The organism is Ramlibacter lithotrophicus (genome assembly GCF_012184415.1).
Lineage (GTDB): Bacteria > Pseudomonadota > Gammaproteobacteria > Burkholderiales > Burkholderiaceae_C > Ramlibacter > Ramlibacter lithotrophicus.
In genome coordinates this window covers 680,450-694,922 of sequence record NZ_VTOX01000002.1, presented here as the reverse complement: position 1 = coordinate 694,922, position 14,473 = coordinate 680,450, and the positions used below count along the sequence as shown (strand labels likewise).

At 71.0% G+C, this 14,473-nt stretch carries 18 protein-coding genes; 15 read left to right on the top strand and 3 right to left on the bottom strand.

Annotation, left to right across the window (positions count from 1 at the left end):
* The first annotated feature begins 63 nt into the window (after window positions 1-63).
* The 5 genes from RAMLITH_RS09410 (at window position 64) to RAMLITH_RS09390 (ending at window position 2,353) form a co-directional block, all read left to right on the top strand.
* Window positions 64-249, top strand: a complete 186-nt coding sequence (locus tag RAMLITH_RS09410; protein ID WP_168107093.1) for a hypothetical protein — start codon at window positions 64-66, stop codon at window positions 247-249.
* Window positions 246-842 carry a DUF4142 domain-containing protein gene (locus tag RAMLITH_RS09405; protein ID WP_168107092.1) on the top strand — a complete coding sequence of 199 codons (597 nt, stop codon included), beginning with the start codon at window positions 246-248 and terminating at the stop codon, window positions 840-842. Before RAMLITH_RS09410 ends, RAMLITH_RS09405 begins: the two co-directional genes overlap by 4 nt.
* Before the next feature lie 127 nt (window positions 843-969).
* A complete protein-coding gene (locus RAMLITH_RS09400) occupies window positions 970-1,167 on the top strand; it encodes a hypothetical protein (protein WP_168107091.1) in 198 nt (65 codons plus the stop codon).
* Window positions 1,168-1,271: 104 nt separating this feature from the next.
* Window positions 1,272-1,622, top strand: coding sequence for a nucleotide pyrophosphohydrolase (locus RAMLITH_RS09395; RefSeq protein ID WP_168107090.1), 351 nt, complete (start codon window positions 1,272-1,274; stop codon window positions 1,620-1,622).
* Between the two features lie 2 nt (window positions 1,623-1,624).
* Window positions 1,625-2,353 carry a tyrosine-protein phosphatase gene (locus RAMLITH_RS09390; RefSeq protein ID WP_238344087.1) on the top strand — a complete coding sequence of 243 codons (729 nt, stop codon included), beginning with the start codon at window positions 1,625-1,627 and terminating at the stop codon, window positions 2,351-2,353.
* Here RAMLITH_RS09390 and RAMLITH_RS09385 read toward each other — a convergent pair.
* The gene (locus tag RAMLITH_RS09385) at window positions 2,337-3,320 is read right to left on the bottom strand and encodes an acrylyl-CoA reductase family protein (protein WP_168107088.1); all 984 of its coding nucleotides are present in this window, start codon (window positions 3,318-3,320) and stop codon (window positions 2,337-2,339) included. The genes RAMLITH_RS09390 and RAMLITH_RS09385 overlap by 17 nt on opposite strands.
* A 134-nt stretch (window positions 3,321-3,454) precedes the next feature.
* Here RAMLITH_RS09385 and cls point away from each other — a divergent pair, with 134 nt between their 5' ends.
* From cls to RAMLITH_RS09340, 9 genes are all read left to right on the top strand, one after another.
* Window positions 3,455-4,717 (top strand): cardiolipin synthase, encoded by a 1,263-nt coding sequence (cls, locus tag RAMLITH_RS09380; RefSeq protein WP_168107234.1) that lies wholly within the window; start codon window positions 3,455-3,457, stop codon window positions 4,715-4,717.
* 170 nt (window positions 4,718-4,887) lie between these two features.
* A complete protein-coding gene (locus tag RAMLITH_RS09375) occupies window positions 4,888-5,253 on the top strand; it encodes a hypothetical protein (protein WP_168107087.1) in 366 nt (121 codons plus the stop codon).
* A gap of 2 nt (window positions 5,254-5,255) precedes the next feature.
* Window positions 5,256-6,092 carry an alpha/beta hydrolase gene (locus RAMLITH_RS09370; protein ID WP_168107086.1) on the top strand — a complete coding sequence of 279 codons (837 nt, stop codon included), beginning with the start codon at window positions 5,256-5,258 and terminating at the stop codon, window positions 6,090-6,092.
* Window positions 6,093-6,225: 133 nt separating this feature from the next.
* Window positions 6,226-7,716, top strand: coding sequence for a CehA/McbA family metallohydrolase domain-containing protein (locus RAMLITH_RS09365; RefSeq protein WP_168107085.1), 1,491 nt, complete (start codon window positions 6,226-6,228; stop codon window positions 7,714-7,716).
* A 5-nt stretch (window positions 7,717-7,721) separates the two neighbouring features.
* Window positions 7,722-8,849, top strand: a complete 1,128-nt coding sequence (locus RAMLITH_RS09360) for a mandelate racemase/muconate lactonizing enzyme family protein (RefSeq protein WP_168107084.1) — start codon at window positions 7,722-7,724, stop codon at window positions 8,847-8,849.
* Window positions 8,850-8,865: 16 nt separating this feature from the next.
* Window positions 8,866-9,825: a tripartite tricarboxylate transporter substrate binding protein gene (locus tag RAMLITH_RS09355; RefSeq protein ID WP_168107083.1), complete on the top strand. Its 960-nt coding sequence runs from the start codon at window positions 8,866-8,868 to the stop codon at window positions 9,823-9,825.
* A 12-nt stretch (window positions 9,826-9,837) separates the two neighbouring features.
* Window positions 9,838-10,812 carry a Bug family tripartite tricarboxylate transporter substrate binding protein gene (locus RAMLITH_RS09350; protein WP_168107082.1) on the top strand — a complete coding sequence of 325 codons (975 nt, stop codon included), beginning with the start codon at window positions 9,838-9,840 and terminating at the stop codon, window positions 10,810-10,812.
* A gap of 75 nt (window positions 10,813-10,887) precedes the next feature.
* On the top strand, window positions 10,888-12,228 hold the full coding sequence (locus RAMLITH_RS09345; RefSeq protein WP_168107081.1) for a cation:proton antiporter: 1,341 nt from the start codon (window positions 10,888-10,890) through the stop codon (window positions 12,226-12,228).
* Between the two features lie 100 nt (window positions 12,229-12,328).
* Window positions 12,329-12,544: a hypothetical protein gene (locus RAMLITH_RS09340; protein ID WP_168107080.1), complete on the top strand. Its 216-nt coding sequence runs from the start codon at window positions 12,329-12,331 to the stop codon at window positions 12,542-12,544.
* Between the two features lie 139 nt (window positions 12,545-12,683).
* Here the strand turns inward: RAMLITH_RS09340 and RAMLITH_RS09335 are convergent, their stop codons facing one another.
* Entirely contained in the window at window positions 12,684-13,127 is a 444-nt protein-coding gene (locus RAMLITH_RS09335; RefSeq protein ID WP_168107079.1) for a hypothetical protein, read from the bottom strand.
* On the opposite strand from RAMLITH_RS09335, the gene RAMLITH_RS09330 reads away from it, so the two are divergent.
* On the top strand, window positions 13,113-13,523 hold the full coding sequence (locus RAMLITH_RS09330) for a hypothetical protein (RefSeq protein ID WP_168107078.1): 411 nt from the start codon (window positions 13,113-13,115) through the stop codon (window positions 13,521-13,523). The genes RAMLITH_RS09335 and RAMLITH_RS09330 overlap by 15 nt on opposite strands.
* A gap of 49 nt (window positions 13,524-13,572) precedes the next feature.
* Here the strand turns inward: RAMLITH_RS09330 and RAMLITH_RS09325 are convergent, their stop codons facing one another.
* On the bottom strand, window positions 13,573-14,460 hold the full coding sequence (locus tag RAMLITH_RS09325; RefSeq protein WP_168107077.1) for a sulfurtransferase: 888 nt from the start codon (window positions 14,458-14,460) through the stop codon (window positions 13,573-13,575).
* Window positions 14,461-14,473 lie beyond the last annotated feature (13 nt).

Here is a 14,473-nt window from a genome sequence, read left to right as displayed (position 1 = left end):
CTACACCGCCCGCCCGGCCGCGCACTAGATTGCTTCCATCCCTTTTCACGTAAAGGAGCAGTCATGACCAAGGGCAAGCCCAGGGAGCACCTCGGCAAGCGGACGGGGAGCCAGTCGAACAACGCCAGCCGGGCGTCGGCCAGCGACCGCCGCCACGACGAGCAGCAGGTGGAGCAGGGCAAGAGCATCAAGGCCGGCACCGAGCAGCGCGGCAAGATGAAGGCCTCGCAAGGCGGCAGCAAGCGATGACGGCGGTGCGCACGACGCCGGCATGGGGCGGCTCCTCGTCGCCAGCCGGGCTGCTGCTGGTCCTCGCCGGGACGCTGGCGGCCGGCTGCGCCCCGCTGCAACCGCCGGTGCAGCCGGCCGTGGTCGTCGCGCCGCCAGCCCTCGCGCCGCTGACGGCGCAGGAACGCGAGCTCCTGGCACAGCTGGCGGCGAGCAGCCTCTACGACATCGAGGTGTCGCGGCTGGCGGCGGCGCGCGCGACCAGCCCGCGGGTGCGTTCGTACGCCCAGGCGCTGGCCGCCCACCGGGTGCAGTCGTGGCAGCAACTCGGCACGCTGATGCGGGCGCGCGGCATGGCCGTGCCGACCCGCCTCGAGGGTGCCGCGGCCACCAAGCTCCAGCGCCTGGCGGCCGTGCCGCCGAGCGCGGACTTCGACGCCGCGTACGTCCGCGTGGTAGGCATCGAGGACCATGCGGAGACCGTCGCGCTGCTGGAGCGCGCGCGGCTCGCCACCCGCGACCCTCTGCTTGCGGCCTGGATCGACCGCTCGCTGCCGGTGCTGCGCGGCGACATGCAGGCGGCCCGGCAACTGCTCGCGCAGCCGGCCGGTTGACCCCGCATGAGCCGATTCCTACACGGCGATGCAACCACAACCGACAGAAGTTTCCACTCGCACTCCTAGAGTCCGCACTGCGGCCTGCGCACCAGTGCCGTCCGCGCCACAACCAAGGAGCATTTCTATGGCATCGCGAAATTCCAGGTCTTCCTCGTCGAGCGGCGGCACGAGCCGCGCGCAGGCCGCCAGCAAGGGCGGCAAGGCCGGCAGCCAGGGCAGCAAGGCGCAGGGCGAACGCGCGAGCGCGCGCAGCAGCGGCAGCAGCAAGCGCAGCAGCCAGGGCGGGGAGAAGAAGTCCACCGGCAGCAAGAGCAGCAAGTAAGGCAGCCGCCTGTCCCAACCAGGAATGCCTGGCGCGCGCGAGCGGCCAGGCATTCTTGCCGTCCGGGGGACGGCCGGCGAAGCGGCGCAAGGCAGAATCGCGCCATGGACCCCACCATCGAGTCGCTCACCCGCTCGCTGCGCGCCTTCGCCGCGGAGCGCGACTGGGAGCAGTTCCACTCCCCGAAGAACCTGGCCTGCGCCCTGTCGGTCGAGGCCGCCGAGCTGCTGGAGCATTTCCAGTGGCTGACCGAGGAGCAGAGCCGCCAGCTGCCACCGGAGCGGCTCGCCGCCGTCGGCCACGAAGCCGCCGACGTGCTGCTCTACCTGCTGCAGCTGGCCGACCGGCTGGGGATCGACCTGGCCGAGGCGGCGCGCGAGAAGATCGAGATCAACGCGCGCAGGTATCCGGCGAGCCTGGTGCGCGGCAGCAGCCGCAAGGCCACGGAACGATGAACATGAAGATCGCAGGCGCCACGAATTTCCGCGACCTCGGCAACCACCGCACGCAGCGGGGCGAACGGGTGGCGCCGCGCCGGCTGTTCCGGGCCGACCACCTGGGTGCGCTCACCGCGCAGGACGTGGCGCAGATCCGCGCGCTGGGGGTGCGGCGCGTCCTCGACCTGCGCGGCGTGAACGAGCGGGCCGCGGCGCCGTGCGCGCTGCCTCAGGTGGCCGTGCACTCGCTGGCGATCGAGCCGACCATCGTGCAGAAGCTGTCGGACCTGATCGCGGCCGGCCACCGGCTGACCCCGGGCGAGGTGGTCGCGCACATGCAGGACACCTACCGCGGCTTCGTTCGCAACAACACGCACCGGTTCGCCGAGCTGTTCGGCCACCTGCTGGAACGCGGCGAACCCACCGTCTTCCATTGCACGGCCGGGAAGGACCGCACCGGCTTCGCCGCGGCCCTGATCCTGCGCAGCCTGGGCGTACCGGAGCCCGACGTGATGCGCGACTACCTGCTCACCAACGAGCGGCTCAAGCCCATGGAAGCCTCGCGGCACGGTCTGGCCCCCGAGGTGCAGATGGTGCTGTGGCGGGTGCAGCCGGAGTTCCTGCGGGCGGCCTTCGACGCCGTCGATGCCGACTACGGCGGCATGGAGGCCTACCTGCGCGAGGGGCTGCGCCTGCGCGAGGCCGAGCGCGAACGCCTGCGCGAGCTGTACCTCAGTCCGCCATCCTGACCACCGTCCGGCCCCGGGCACGGCCGCCGATCACCGCGGCGATCGCCTGCGGCAGTTCGTCGAACGGGATCACGCGCGCGATGGCGGCGAGGTGCTTCGGCTTCAGATCGCTTGCGAGGCGCTGCCACACGCGCTCGCGCACCTCCGGCTCGTTGTCCGAGTTGATGCCCAGCAGCCGGACGCCGCGCAGGATGAACGGCATCACGCTGGTGGTGAACTCCAGTCCAGCAGCGTTGCCGATGCTGGCGATGACGCCGTCCTTGCGCATCGTGCGGGTGAGCGCCGACAGCGGTGCTCCGCCCAGCGAATCGACGGCGCCTTGCCACAGCGCCGGCTCCAGCGGCTTGTCGCCCGCCGCGAGGTCGGCGCTGGCGATCACTTCGGCGGCCCCGAGCTCGCGCAGGTACTGCGCCTCCTGCGGCTTGCCCGTGACGGCGACCACGTCGTAGCCGCGCTGGGCCAGCAGGTCGATGCTGACGCTGGCAACCCCACCGGTGGCACCGTTGACCAGCACCTTGCCCTTGTGCGGGGCCAGCCCGTTCAATTCCATGGCGTCGATGCCGAGGGCCGCCGTGTAGCCGGCCACCCCCAGCGTGATCGCATCGAGGGTGCTCATGCCGGCCGGCACCTTGTTGATCCAGGCGGCCGGCGCGCGGGCGCGGGCGGCGTAGCCCCCGTGGTGCGACACGCCGAAACCGTGGCCGTGCACGATCACGGCGTCGCCCGGCTGGAAGCGGGGCGAACCGGAGGCCTCCACGATGCCGCTGGCGTCGATCCCGCCGACACAGGGGAAGCGCCGGATGATCCGGCCCTTGCCGGTGGCCGCGAGCGCATCCTTGTAGTTGATGCTGGCGTACTGCACCCGCACCGTGACGTCGCCCGGGTCGAGCCCGTCGTCGTCGAGCATGGTGAAGGCGGCGTGCACGCCCTCGGGCGTGCTGGAGATCAGGTAGGCGCGAAAGGGCATGGTCGCTCCAGGTGGTCGTGCGCCATTTTCGCGCAGCGCAACGGGAGGTTTCACACGGATGGGCTCGCCGGCCCCACGATGGCGGCCGTCCACAGTACGATCCGCAGGCCTCCACCACCGTGACCCACAAGCCAATACCAGTGATCCTCGCCACCATCGTCATCACGCTCCTCGTCGGGCTGCTCTACATCAACTTCACCGGTCCGGAGAAGAAGGTCGAGACCGAAATCGAGCACCTGTACCCGGTGGAGGATCCGCAGTTCCTGCGGTCCATGGGACTCTTGATGGGACCGTCGATCCTCGACGGCAACAAGGTGACCGAACTGATCAACGGTGACCAGATCTTCCCGGCGATGCTGCAGGCGATCCGCGCCGCGAAGAAGACCGTGATGTTCGAGACGTTCATCTACTGGTCCGGCGACATCGGCAACGAGATCGCCGACGCGCTTTCGGAACGTGCCCGCGCGGGGCTGAAGGTGCACGTGCTGCTGGACTGGGTCGGCAGCTCGCGGGTGGAGGACGCGATCGTCGACAGGATGAAGTCCGCCGGCGTCGAGGTCCGCAAATACCACCCCCTGACCTGGTACAACCTGGACCGCATCAACAACCGGACGCACCGCAAGCTGCTGATCGTCGATGGCGAGGTCGGCTTCACCGGCGGCGTCGGCATCGCCCCGCAGTGGACCGGCAACGCCGCGGACCCCGACCACTGGCGCGACACGCACTACCGCGTCGAAGGCCCGATCGTGGCGCAGATGCAGAGCGTGATGCTCGACAACTGGAGCAAGACCACCGGCAAGGTGCTGCACGGGCGCGACTACTTCCCCACGCTGCAGCCGGCGGGGCAGCAGAGCGCGCAGATGTTCGCCAGCTCCCCCAACGGCGGCAGCGAGAGCATGCTGATGATGATGCTGCTCGCGATCACCGCGGCCACCCGCACCATCGACATCGCCAACGCGTACTTCGTGCCGGACGACATCACGCGCCGCGCGCTGGTCGCGGCCGCCAGGCGCGGCGTGCGCGTGCGCATCATCGTCCCGGGCGAGCACATCGACACGGCCACCGTGCGGCGCGCGTCGCGCGGCCTGTGGGGCGAGCTGCTCGAGGCCGGCGTGCAGATCCACGAGTACCTGCCGACGATGTTGCACTGCAAGCTGATGGTGGTCGACGGCCTCATGACGTCGGTCGGCTCCACCAATTTCGACGTGCGCTCGTTTCGGCTCAACGACGAGGCCAACCTCAATATCTACGACGCGGCGTTCGCCGCGCGCCAGACCGAGGTGTTCGAGGCCGACCTGAAGCAGTCGCGGCGCGTCACGCTGCAGGCCTGGCGCGCGCGGCCATTCACCGAGAAACTGCACGAGCACGCGCTCGCCTGGTTCGGCTCGCTGCTGTGAAGCGCGCGCGCGACGCGAGCGCCCCTTCCTCGTCCACGGCACCCTCCTGCCTCGCGCGCCGCGAGGTTCCTACGCCGCGCGCCGTCCGGCTCCTACAGCGTTGAGCTTGGCCGCGTCGCATGCTGCGCCCATGGATCGGCCGAAGGCCGCCACCAAAAAAGGAGCAGGACATGTCGAAGCAGGAACAGTCGCCCGGCGCAAAGCCGCAGCAGGACCGCGAAGGGCGCACGTCCGATCCCGCACGCCAGGACTACCGCGGCGACGGGCCCGGCAAGATCGGCCTGACCAGCGACGACCAGCCTGATCTCGTGGCGCCCAGCGGCGTCAACGAACGCGACCACGGCGCGGCCGACGACAAGCCGATGGGCGGCGGCAGCGTCAACCTGGACGACGACGACATGGTGCGGCCGCGCGGCAAGGTGACGGGCGCGGGCGGCACCGCCAAGGCCAAGGGCGGCGACAGCGCGCCGCTCGGCCCGCCCGGCGCCGGCCTGTCCGATCGCAACGGTCCGTCGGACCGCGGCAACAAGCAGTGATCATGAAGAAGGGGAGCAACATGGTCTACGCACTGTTCTCCCTGGGTCTGCTCGCCGCCGTCGGCGCGGTGTACACCGCCGCCATCGGCTGGCTGTGGTTCCGCCAGGAGCGCCTGCTGTTCGAGCCCACCCCGTTGCCGGCCGACGAGCCGCTGGTGGGCGACGCCGACGTCATCGAGGAATGGATCGAAGTGCCAGGGGCACGGCTGTCGGCGGCGCAGCTGCGGCTGCCCGACCCGCGGGGCGTCGTCTTCTTCCTGCACGGCAACTCCGGCAACCTGCGCGACTGCCTGGTCGACATCGACGCGTTCCGCCAGGTGAACTTCGACGTGGTGATGTTCGACTACCGCGGCTACGGCAAGAGCACCAGCTGCATCGAGAGCGAGGCGCAGCTGCGCTCGGACGTCGCGGCGGTCTGGGCGCATTACGGGCCGCGGTACGAGGGCAAGCGCATCGTCATCGCCGGACAGTCGCTCGGCACGGCGCTGGCGGCTGGCCTGTCGGCCGAGCTGTGCGCCGCGGGCCACGCCCCCGACCTGACGCTGCTGGTGTCCCCGTACAGCAGCATGCGTGCGCTGGCCGACGAGCTGTATCCCTGGGTGCCGCGGCAGGTGCTGCGCTATCCGCTGCACACGGCGGAGCACGCCGCGCGGCTCAAGGGTCCCCTGATGCTGATCCACGGCGACAAGGACGAACTGATCGGCATCCACCACAGCCACGCGCTGCGCACGGCGGCACCGGCGGCGCAGCTGCTGTGCGTCGAGGGCGCCGGCCACGGCGACGTCCACAAGTTCCCCAGCTTCCGCAAGGCGCTGCACGGCGCGCTGGGCTGCCTGTAAGGTGTCGCGAGCCTGAGCGTTTCCCTCGTTGACAGGCCGGACGGGCTTTGCTCGAATGGCCTCCAGCAAGGGGGTGCATCATCGAAGCAGCAGTCCCGGCGGCCGCGGCCGCCTGCCAGCGGCGCGCCAGGCCATGAGCGGCTGGCAGATCCTCTACGGCGACATCCACAACCACAACGCGCACGGGTATGGCGTCGGCTCCATCGAGCGTTCGCTGGACATCGCTCGCACGCACCTGGATTTCTTCGCCTTCACCGGCCACTCCAGCTGGCACGACATGCCGGCCATGGAGGGCCAGCGCGAGCGCCACTGGATCGACGGCTTCAGGCGTCTGAAGGACACTTGGCCCCGGGTGCAGCAGGTGATCGCCGACGGCAACCGCGACGGTGCGTTCTGTGCCTTCCTCGGCTTCGAGTGGCACTCATCGCACTGGGGCGACCAGTGCGTGGTGTTCCCGCGCGACCACCGGCCGCTGCACTACACCGCCGACCCGGGCCAGCTGCGGCGCTTCTGCGCCGAGGAGGGCGCGCTGATGATCCCGCACCACCTGGCGTATCCCGGCGGCAGCCGCGGCGTGAACTGGGAGTGCTTCCACGAGGAGTGCACGCCGGTGGTGGAGGTCTATTCCGAGCACGGCAACGGCGAGGACGACCGCGGGCCGCTCACCTACTTCAGCCATTCGATGGGCGGGCGCCAGACGTCCAACACGGCGGCGGCCGGGCTGAAGGCGGGCTTGCGCTTCGGCTTCGTCGGCTCGTCGGACGACCACGCGGGCTTTCCGGGCGCCTACGGCGAAGGCCTGATGGCGGCGCTGGTGCGCGACTTCAGCCGCGAAGGCATCTTCGAGGCGATCCGCTCGCGCCGCACCTATGCGCTGACGGGCGACCGGATCGAAGTCGATTTCAGCGTCGACGGGGCGCCGATGGGATCGACGATCAGCGCCGGTAGCCAGGTCGAGGCGGCATTCTCGGTCCGCGGTCGCGACGAGATCGACGTCGTGGAGGTGATCCAGGACGGCGCGATCGTGCACCGTGCCTTCGCTGCGCAGGCGGTGCCGGAGCACGACGCTTTCGCGCAGCCGGTCCAGGTGCGGCTGGAATGGGGCTGGGGCCCCTGGGGGGCGCTGGCGCTCGACCGCATCTGCGACTGGGCGATGGAACTGCGCGTCGAGCCGGGCCGCATCCTGCGCTTCTTCCCCTGCCTGCAGTCCATGCCGTTCGACGAGCAGCGGCGCCACCGCTTCGGGCGGCTCGGCGAAGACGGGCTGGCAATCCGCTCGTACACGGCGCGCCAGAACGCCTACCGCGAGAACCCGAACCAGAGCGTCGTGCTGGAGCTGCAGGCCGGCCCCGACAGCGTGCTGCACCTGGCGCTGTCCGAGCCGGTGGCGCAGGAATCGTCGTCGCCGCTCGCGCGCCTGTTCGAAGGCTCGCACAACCTGTTCACCGGCGGCTTTCCGAAGGAGGGCTACCAGTGGCACCGCCTGCTGCCGCTGGCGGCGTCGTCGCTTTCCGGCCGCTGCACGCTTGCGGTGCCGGACGGCCGGTCGCACGTCTACCTGCGGGTGCGCCAGCGCAACGGCCACGTCGCGTGGGCCAGCCCCGTCTTCCTGAACTACCGGTGAGCGTCATGAAGATCGCGAAGATCGAAGTCTTTCCAGTGCGCCTGCCGATGAAGGCGGTGCTCACGCTGCCGCGCGGGCCGTCGCGCACCCTCGACGAAGGCAAGCGCGTCGCCCTGGTGAAGATGACCGACGACGACGGCCATGTCGGCTGGGGCGAGTCCGGCCCGTCGCGCCGCTGGTCGGCCGAGACGCTGGAATCGTGCGTGACCTCGCTGCGCGAGTACCTGGCGCCGGCCGTGATCGGGCACGACCTGTTCGACCTGGCCGGGCTGCATGCGCGCATGAACCGCGAACTGGCCGTGGGGCTGGACCCGGGGCAGCCGATCGCCAAGTGCGCCATCGACCTGGCCGCGCACGACCTGATCGGCAAGCGCCTGGGCATCACCGTGCAGAGCTGGCTGGGCGCCAAGCGCGCGGACTCGGTGCCGCTGGCGCGGCTGGTGTCGGCGGCCGACCCCGAGGAGGCGGTGCGCATCACGCAGGCGGCGCTGGCCGAAGGCTATCGCGGCTTCAAGGTGAAGGTGGGCCACCACAAGGCGCTGGACGCGCAGATCGTGCAGGCCGTCGCGCAGGCGGCGCCCGGCGCGTTCGTCTGGGCCGACGCCAACCAGGGCTACACGCTGGAGGAGGCGATCCGGATGGCGCGCGCGTTCGAGCGCTGCGGCGTCACCCTGTTCGAGCAGCCGGTGCCCATGAGCGACGTCTACGCCATGAAGAAACTGCTGTCCGCCACGCCGCTGACGATCGCACTGGACGAGGCGGCGATGGGCCTGCCGTTCGTGATCGACCTGATCCGGCGCGAGGCGGTGGAGGGGCTGGCGATCAAGGTGTCCAAGGTCGGCGGCCTGCACTACGCGCGCCAGATGTGCGACCTGGCGCTCAACGCCGGCCTGGCGCTCATCGGCTCGAACCTGATGGACGCGCCGATCACCTTCGCCGCGTCCGTGCACCTCTTCGCGGCCTACGGCATGACCTTGCCGGCCGACCTGAACGGGCCGCAGTTCATCGCCGAAGACTACCTGGCCGAGCCGCTGCCCATTCGCGGACAGGTCGCCTACGTGCCCACCGCGCCCGGCCTCGGCGTCGTCGTCGACGAGTCGAAGGTGCGCCGGTTCACGCTGCCGCCTGCCTGACCGCAGGAGTGAAGCCATGCGCCGTTTCGTTGCGATCCTGATGCTGCTCGTGGCGGCGCCGCTGGCGCTCGCGCAGGGCGCTTTTCCGAACCGGCCGGTGAAGCTCGTCGTGGCATTTCCTCCCGGCGGCTCCACGGACATCACGGCGCGCCTGCTCGCCGGCAAGCTGGCCGAAAAGTGGGGCCAGCCGGTCGTGGTGGAAAACCGTCCCGGCGCCGGCGCCAACATCGGCACCGCGTACGTGGCCAAGGCGGCCCCCGACGGATACACGCTGCTGCTGGCGACGACGGCGCTCGCGATCAGCCCCAGCGTGTTCAGGCAGCCCGGCTACGACGCGCTGAAGGACCTGGCGCCGGTCATGATGGTGTCCACCATCCCCAACGTGCTGGTCGTGCATCCGGGCGTGCCGGCGCGCAGCATCGCGGAGTTCGTCGCGCACGCCAGGGCGAACCCGGGCAAGCTGAATTTTTCCGCGCCCGGCGCTTCGAGCGGGCAGCGCATGACCTTCGAGCTGGTCAAGCAGGCCACCGGCACGGACATCGCGATGGTGCCGTACGCCGGTGGCGCGCCGGCGCTGCAGGCGGTGCTGTCCGGCCAGGTGCAGGCGATGATCGTCGCCGTCGTCGAGGCGGCCGCGCACGTGCAGGCCGGCAAGCTGCGCGCGCTGGCGGTGACGACGGCGCGCCGCAACGCCATGCTGCCCGACGTGCCGACGCTCGCGGAAACCGTGGCGCCGCAGGTGGACGCCTTCGTGTGGCAAGGCGTGCTGGCGCCCGCCGGAACGCCCCCGGAGATCGTGCAGAAGCTGCATGCCGACGTGCGCGACGTCCTCGCCATGCAGGACGTGCGCGAGCGGCTGGGCGGCCTCGGCATGGAACTCGTGCCCGGCACGCCCGAATCGTTCGGCACGTTCCTGCGCGAAAGCGTCGCCACCTGGCGCCGCGTCAGCACCAATGCCGGCGTCCAGCCCGAATAACCAGGAGACCCCATGCCCAAGCTCAAGTCGCTCGTCCTCGCCGCCTGCGCGGTCGCCCTCGCCGCGGTGGCTCCGCTGGCCGGTGCCCAGTCCTGGCCCACGCGACCCGTGAAGCTGCTGGTCGGCTTCCCGCCGGGCGGGTCCACCGATCTCGCAGCGCGCGTGCTGGCCAGCAAGCTGACGCAGTCGCTGGGCCAGAGCTTCGTCGTGGAAAACCGCGCCGGCGCGAGCGGCAACATCGCCGCCGAGCAGGTCGCGCGCGCCGCGCCCGACGGCTACACGCTGCTGATGGCGGCGACCTCGTTCGCGGCGGCGCCGGCCTTCTTCGACAAGCTCAGCTGGGATCCGACCCGCGACTTCACGCCGGTGGCCCTGGTCGCGACGGTGCCGATCATGGTGGTGACCACCCCGGCTCTTCCGGTGAAGAACGTCAGGGAACTGGTGGCCTATTCGAAGGCCAACGCCGGCAAGGTCAACATGGCGTCGCCGGGGGCGACCACGCTCACGCGGCTGTCGGGCGAGCAGTTCAAGCAGACGGCGAAGCTCGACTGGACGACGGTGCACTACAAGGGCGGGGCTCCGGCGATGCAGGACATGCTGGCGGGAACGTCGCACGTGATGTTCGCCAACATCTCGGACGTGCTGCAGCAGGTGCGGGCCGGCAAGCTCAACGCGATGGCGGTGACGACGGCGCAGCGCTCGTCGCTGGTGCCGGACATCCCCACGCTGGCCGAATCGGGCTACCCGGGCTTCTCGTACGCCACGTGGCAGGCCGTGGTTGGACCGGCCGGGGTGCCGCGCGAAGTGGTGGACAAGCTCAACGCCGAGGTCCGCAAGATCATGGCGATGGCCGACGTCAAGGCCCAGTTCGCGACCTTCGGGACGGATGTGTCCACCAGCAGCCCGGAAGAGCTGGGCGCCTTGCTGGTCGACGAAGTGGCGAAGATCAAGCGCGTCGCGGCGTCGGTGGGCGCGACCAGCAACTGACCCGCTCGACCCGAGCGCCAAGGCCACGGCCGCCGGAACGCGGCTCATGCGCGCGCATCTGCCGACAATAGGACGATGGATTTTGCTTTCTGGTCCGTTCTCGTCGGCGTTCTGCTGATCTTCCTGGCGCTCAGCGGCACGGTGCTGTCGCGCCTGCCGTTGTCCACCGCCATGCTCTACCTGGCCCTGGGCCTGGTGATGAGCCCGCTCGGCCTGAACTGGCTGGCGCCGGACCTGCGGGAAAACAAGGTGCTGCTCGAGCGCCTGACCGAAACGGTGGTCCTGGTCTCGCTGTTCACGGCCGGGCTCAAGCTCAGCGTCAGCCTGCGCGACCGCCGCTGGCTGCTGCCACTGCGCCTGGCGCTGACCTCCATGGTGCTTACCGTCGTCGCGATCGCTGCCGTCGGCACCGTGCTGCTGGGCCTGCCGCTGGGCGCCGCGGTGCTCCTGGGCGCGATCCTCGCCCCGACCGACCCGGTACTCGCCTCCGACGTGCAGGTGCACCGGCCGGGCGACCGCGACAAGCTGCGCTTCGCCCTCACCGGCGAAGGGGGCCTCAACGACGGCACGGCCTTTCCGTTCGTGATGCTGGGCCTCGGGCTGCTGGGATTGCACGAGATCGGGCCCTGGGGCTGGCGCTGGCTGGCCGTCGACGTGCTGTGGGCGGTCGCCGCCGGGCTGGCAGCAGGCGCCCTGCTGGGCGCCGCTGTCGGGCGCCTGGTGCTGTTCCTGCGGCGCAAGCACAAGGAGGCCGTCGGGCTCGACGACTTCCTCGCGCTGGGACTGATCGCGCTCTCCTATGGCGTAGCCGTGCTGCTGCACGGCTACGGCTTCCTGGCGGTGTTCGCGGCCGGCGTCGCGCTGCGCCAGGTGGAACAGGCGGAGAGCCGCGACCCGGCGGTCCAGCAGGCGGTCGAACAGGCCTCGGCGGACCCGGATTTCACCGCGGCCGAGGCAGCGGCCGTGGATCCGCGCCACGCCCCGGCCTTCATGGCGCACGCGGTGCTCGGATTCAACCAGCAGGTGGAGCGCATCGGGGAACTGGCGATCGTGATCACCATCGGCGCGCTGCTCTGGGCCGTCGAGTGGGACAGCGCCGCCTGGTGGTTCGTGCCGGTCCTCCTGCTCGTGGTGCGGCCGGCGGCCACCTGGCTGGGCCTGCTCGGCTCGCACAGCTCCGCGCGCCAGCGCAGGCTGGTGGCGTGGTTCGGCATTCGCGGCATCGGCTCGCTGTATTACCTCATGTACGCGATCAACCACGGACTGCCGGATCGGCTGGCAGCCCAGCTGACGGCCTTGACGCTATCCGTCGTCGTGACGTCGATCTTCGTCCATGGCATTTCGGTCACTCCCCTGATGAGGGCGTACGAGCGCGCGATGGGGCGCCGCGCTGCGAGCAGGCCGCCGGTGGAGTGAGCGGCGCGGGCGGCGTTCCTACACCGAGCGCTCGCCCCGGACGACAGCCGGCGGCGGCCTGCTGCCTAGAGTGGAGGCATCGCAAGCAAAGGAGCCGAACATGAACCCTTCGAGCAAGTCGCGCTCGGGCGGCCGCGAGCCGCGCGACGGCGCCAAGGAAGTGGACACCAAGAACAAGGTCAGCACGCCGGACGCCGACATGCAGGCGCAGGACGCCGGCACGGGCGAGGGCGGGGAGTCGGGGCGCGGACGAGCCGCGGAAGGAGCGATGAAGCAGCAGAGCAAGATGCCGCAGGAGCGCGGCAGCCGGCGCTGACGGCAGCGCACCCCACCCGTGCCTCTGCGCTTGTCCTACACCGAACATCATCAGGTACCGACAGCCTGGGCGCCAGGGGTGCCTAGAGTGCGCTCCAGGGCCGCAAAACGCGCTGCCCCTGTCAATCCCGAACATACCCTCAAGGAGTTACCCTGATGAAGATGTCTCTCACCCAAACCGCCGCCGCCGCGCTGGCCATCGTCGGCGCCCTGTCGCTGAGCGCCTGCGGCAAGAACGACGACGCCGGCGCCGGCGCGGGCAGTTCCGCCACCTCGTCGAGCACCACCACGCCGCCGCCGGCCACCGCCGACACGTCGAGCTCCAGCAGCACCGCGGGCACGACGGGCGGCACGACCGGCAGCAGCACCGACACCGCGGCGGGCGCCAGCGGCACGACGGGCGGCACGAGCTCGATGGGCGCGTCGGGCACCGGCGGCTCCACCGGCACGACCGGCACCGGCGCCACCGGCGGCACGGCCGGCGCTTCGGGCAGCGGCACCACCGGCACCGACAGCAGCACTTCCGGCGTGACGGGCTCGACCAGCACGGCCACGACGACGACCCGCTGATGCCGGTTCGCCACTACGCGCTGATCCTGGCAGCGGCCGCCTCGCTGGGGCTGGCCGGCTGCGGGCGGGGCGCCGATTCGGGGGCCACGGCGAACCCGAACGCCCCCGGCAGCCCGGGCACCGGCAACCCGACCCAGGTGGTGACGCCGTCCGCGGCCGACACCGCGCCGGGCGGACCGTCCGGCGTCGCCGGTTCGGCGCCGCATCCCGGCTCGTCGGGCGGCGATGCCGTGCCCGGCGCCACCGGCAGCGGCACCGTGGGACAGGCCCCGCCGGCCGGCGGCGGCCTGCAAGGCGGGATGGGCGCCGGCCCGGCCACGGCGCCGGCCGGCACCGCCACCAGCGCGACGACCGCGCCGGGCGGCAGCGTGCCGGACGGCAGTGCCACCGGCCAGACGGGGCAGCGCTAGGCGTTCCCTGTTGCAGCCTCACCGGCGCCGCACGGGCACCCGGTGAGGCTCAGCCTTTTTCCACCGGCCGCGAGCGGTCGCTGCACCACTCGCTCCAGCTGCCGGCGTAGAGCGCGGTTGGCCCCAGGCCGGCCACTTCCATCGCGATCACGTTCGGCACGGCGCTGACGCCGCTGCCGCAGTGGTGCACCACGCTGCACGGATCGCGTCCCGCGAGCAGCGCCTCGAACTCCTGGCGCAGCTGGGCCGCCGGCTTGAACTTGCCGTCCGGGCCGAGGTTCTGGCCAAACGGCCGGTTGAGCGCGCCGGGAATATGGCCCGCCACCGGATCGAGGGGCTCCACTTCTCCGCGGAAGCGCGGCGCTCCGCGGGCATCGACCAGGGTCTGCGCCGGCTGGCCGAGCCGTTGCTGCACCTCGTGCGTGGTCGCCAGCCGCACCCGCTCGGCCCCGAGCCTGAAGTGCGACTGGAAGTGCGAGGGCTCCTCGCCCCCGGCCACCTCGCCGCCGGCCGCTTGCCACGCCTGAAGGCCGCCGTCGAGCACGGCGACGGCGTCGTGTCCGGCCCATTTGAGCATCCACCAGAGCCGGCCGCAGTAGTTCGCGCCCTGCCGGTCGTAGACCACCGCCTGCATGTCGTTGGCGAAGCCGATGGCGGAGAGCCACATCGCGAACTTCTCGCGGCTCGGCAGCGGGTGGCGGCCGCCCGATGCGGCGTCGGGATGCGGGTGATGCGTGCCGTCCGGCTCGACCACGCCCTGGTCGCTGAGCGCGGTGTCGAGATGCGCGTAGACCGCGCCCGGGATGTGCGCCTGGCGGTACTGCTCCTCGCCCGCGGCCGGGTTCATCAGGTCGAAGCTGCAGTCGAAGATCATGTGCGGCACCTCGCTCGCGCGCAGCCGCTTGAGTTCGTCGACGGAGATCAGCGTGGTGTACATGCTTGCGGGCCTT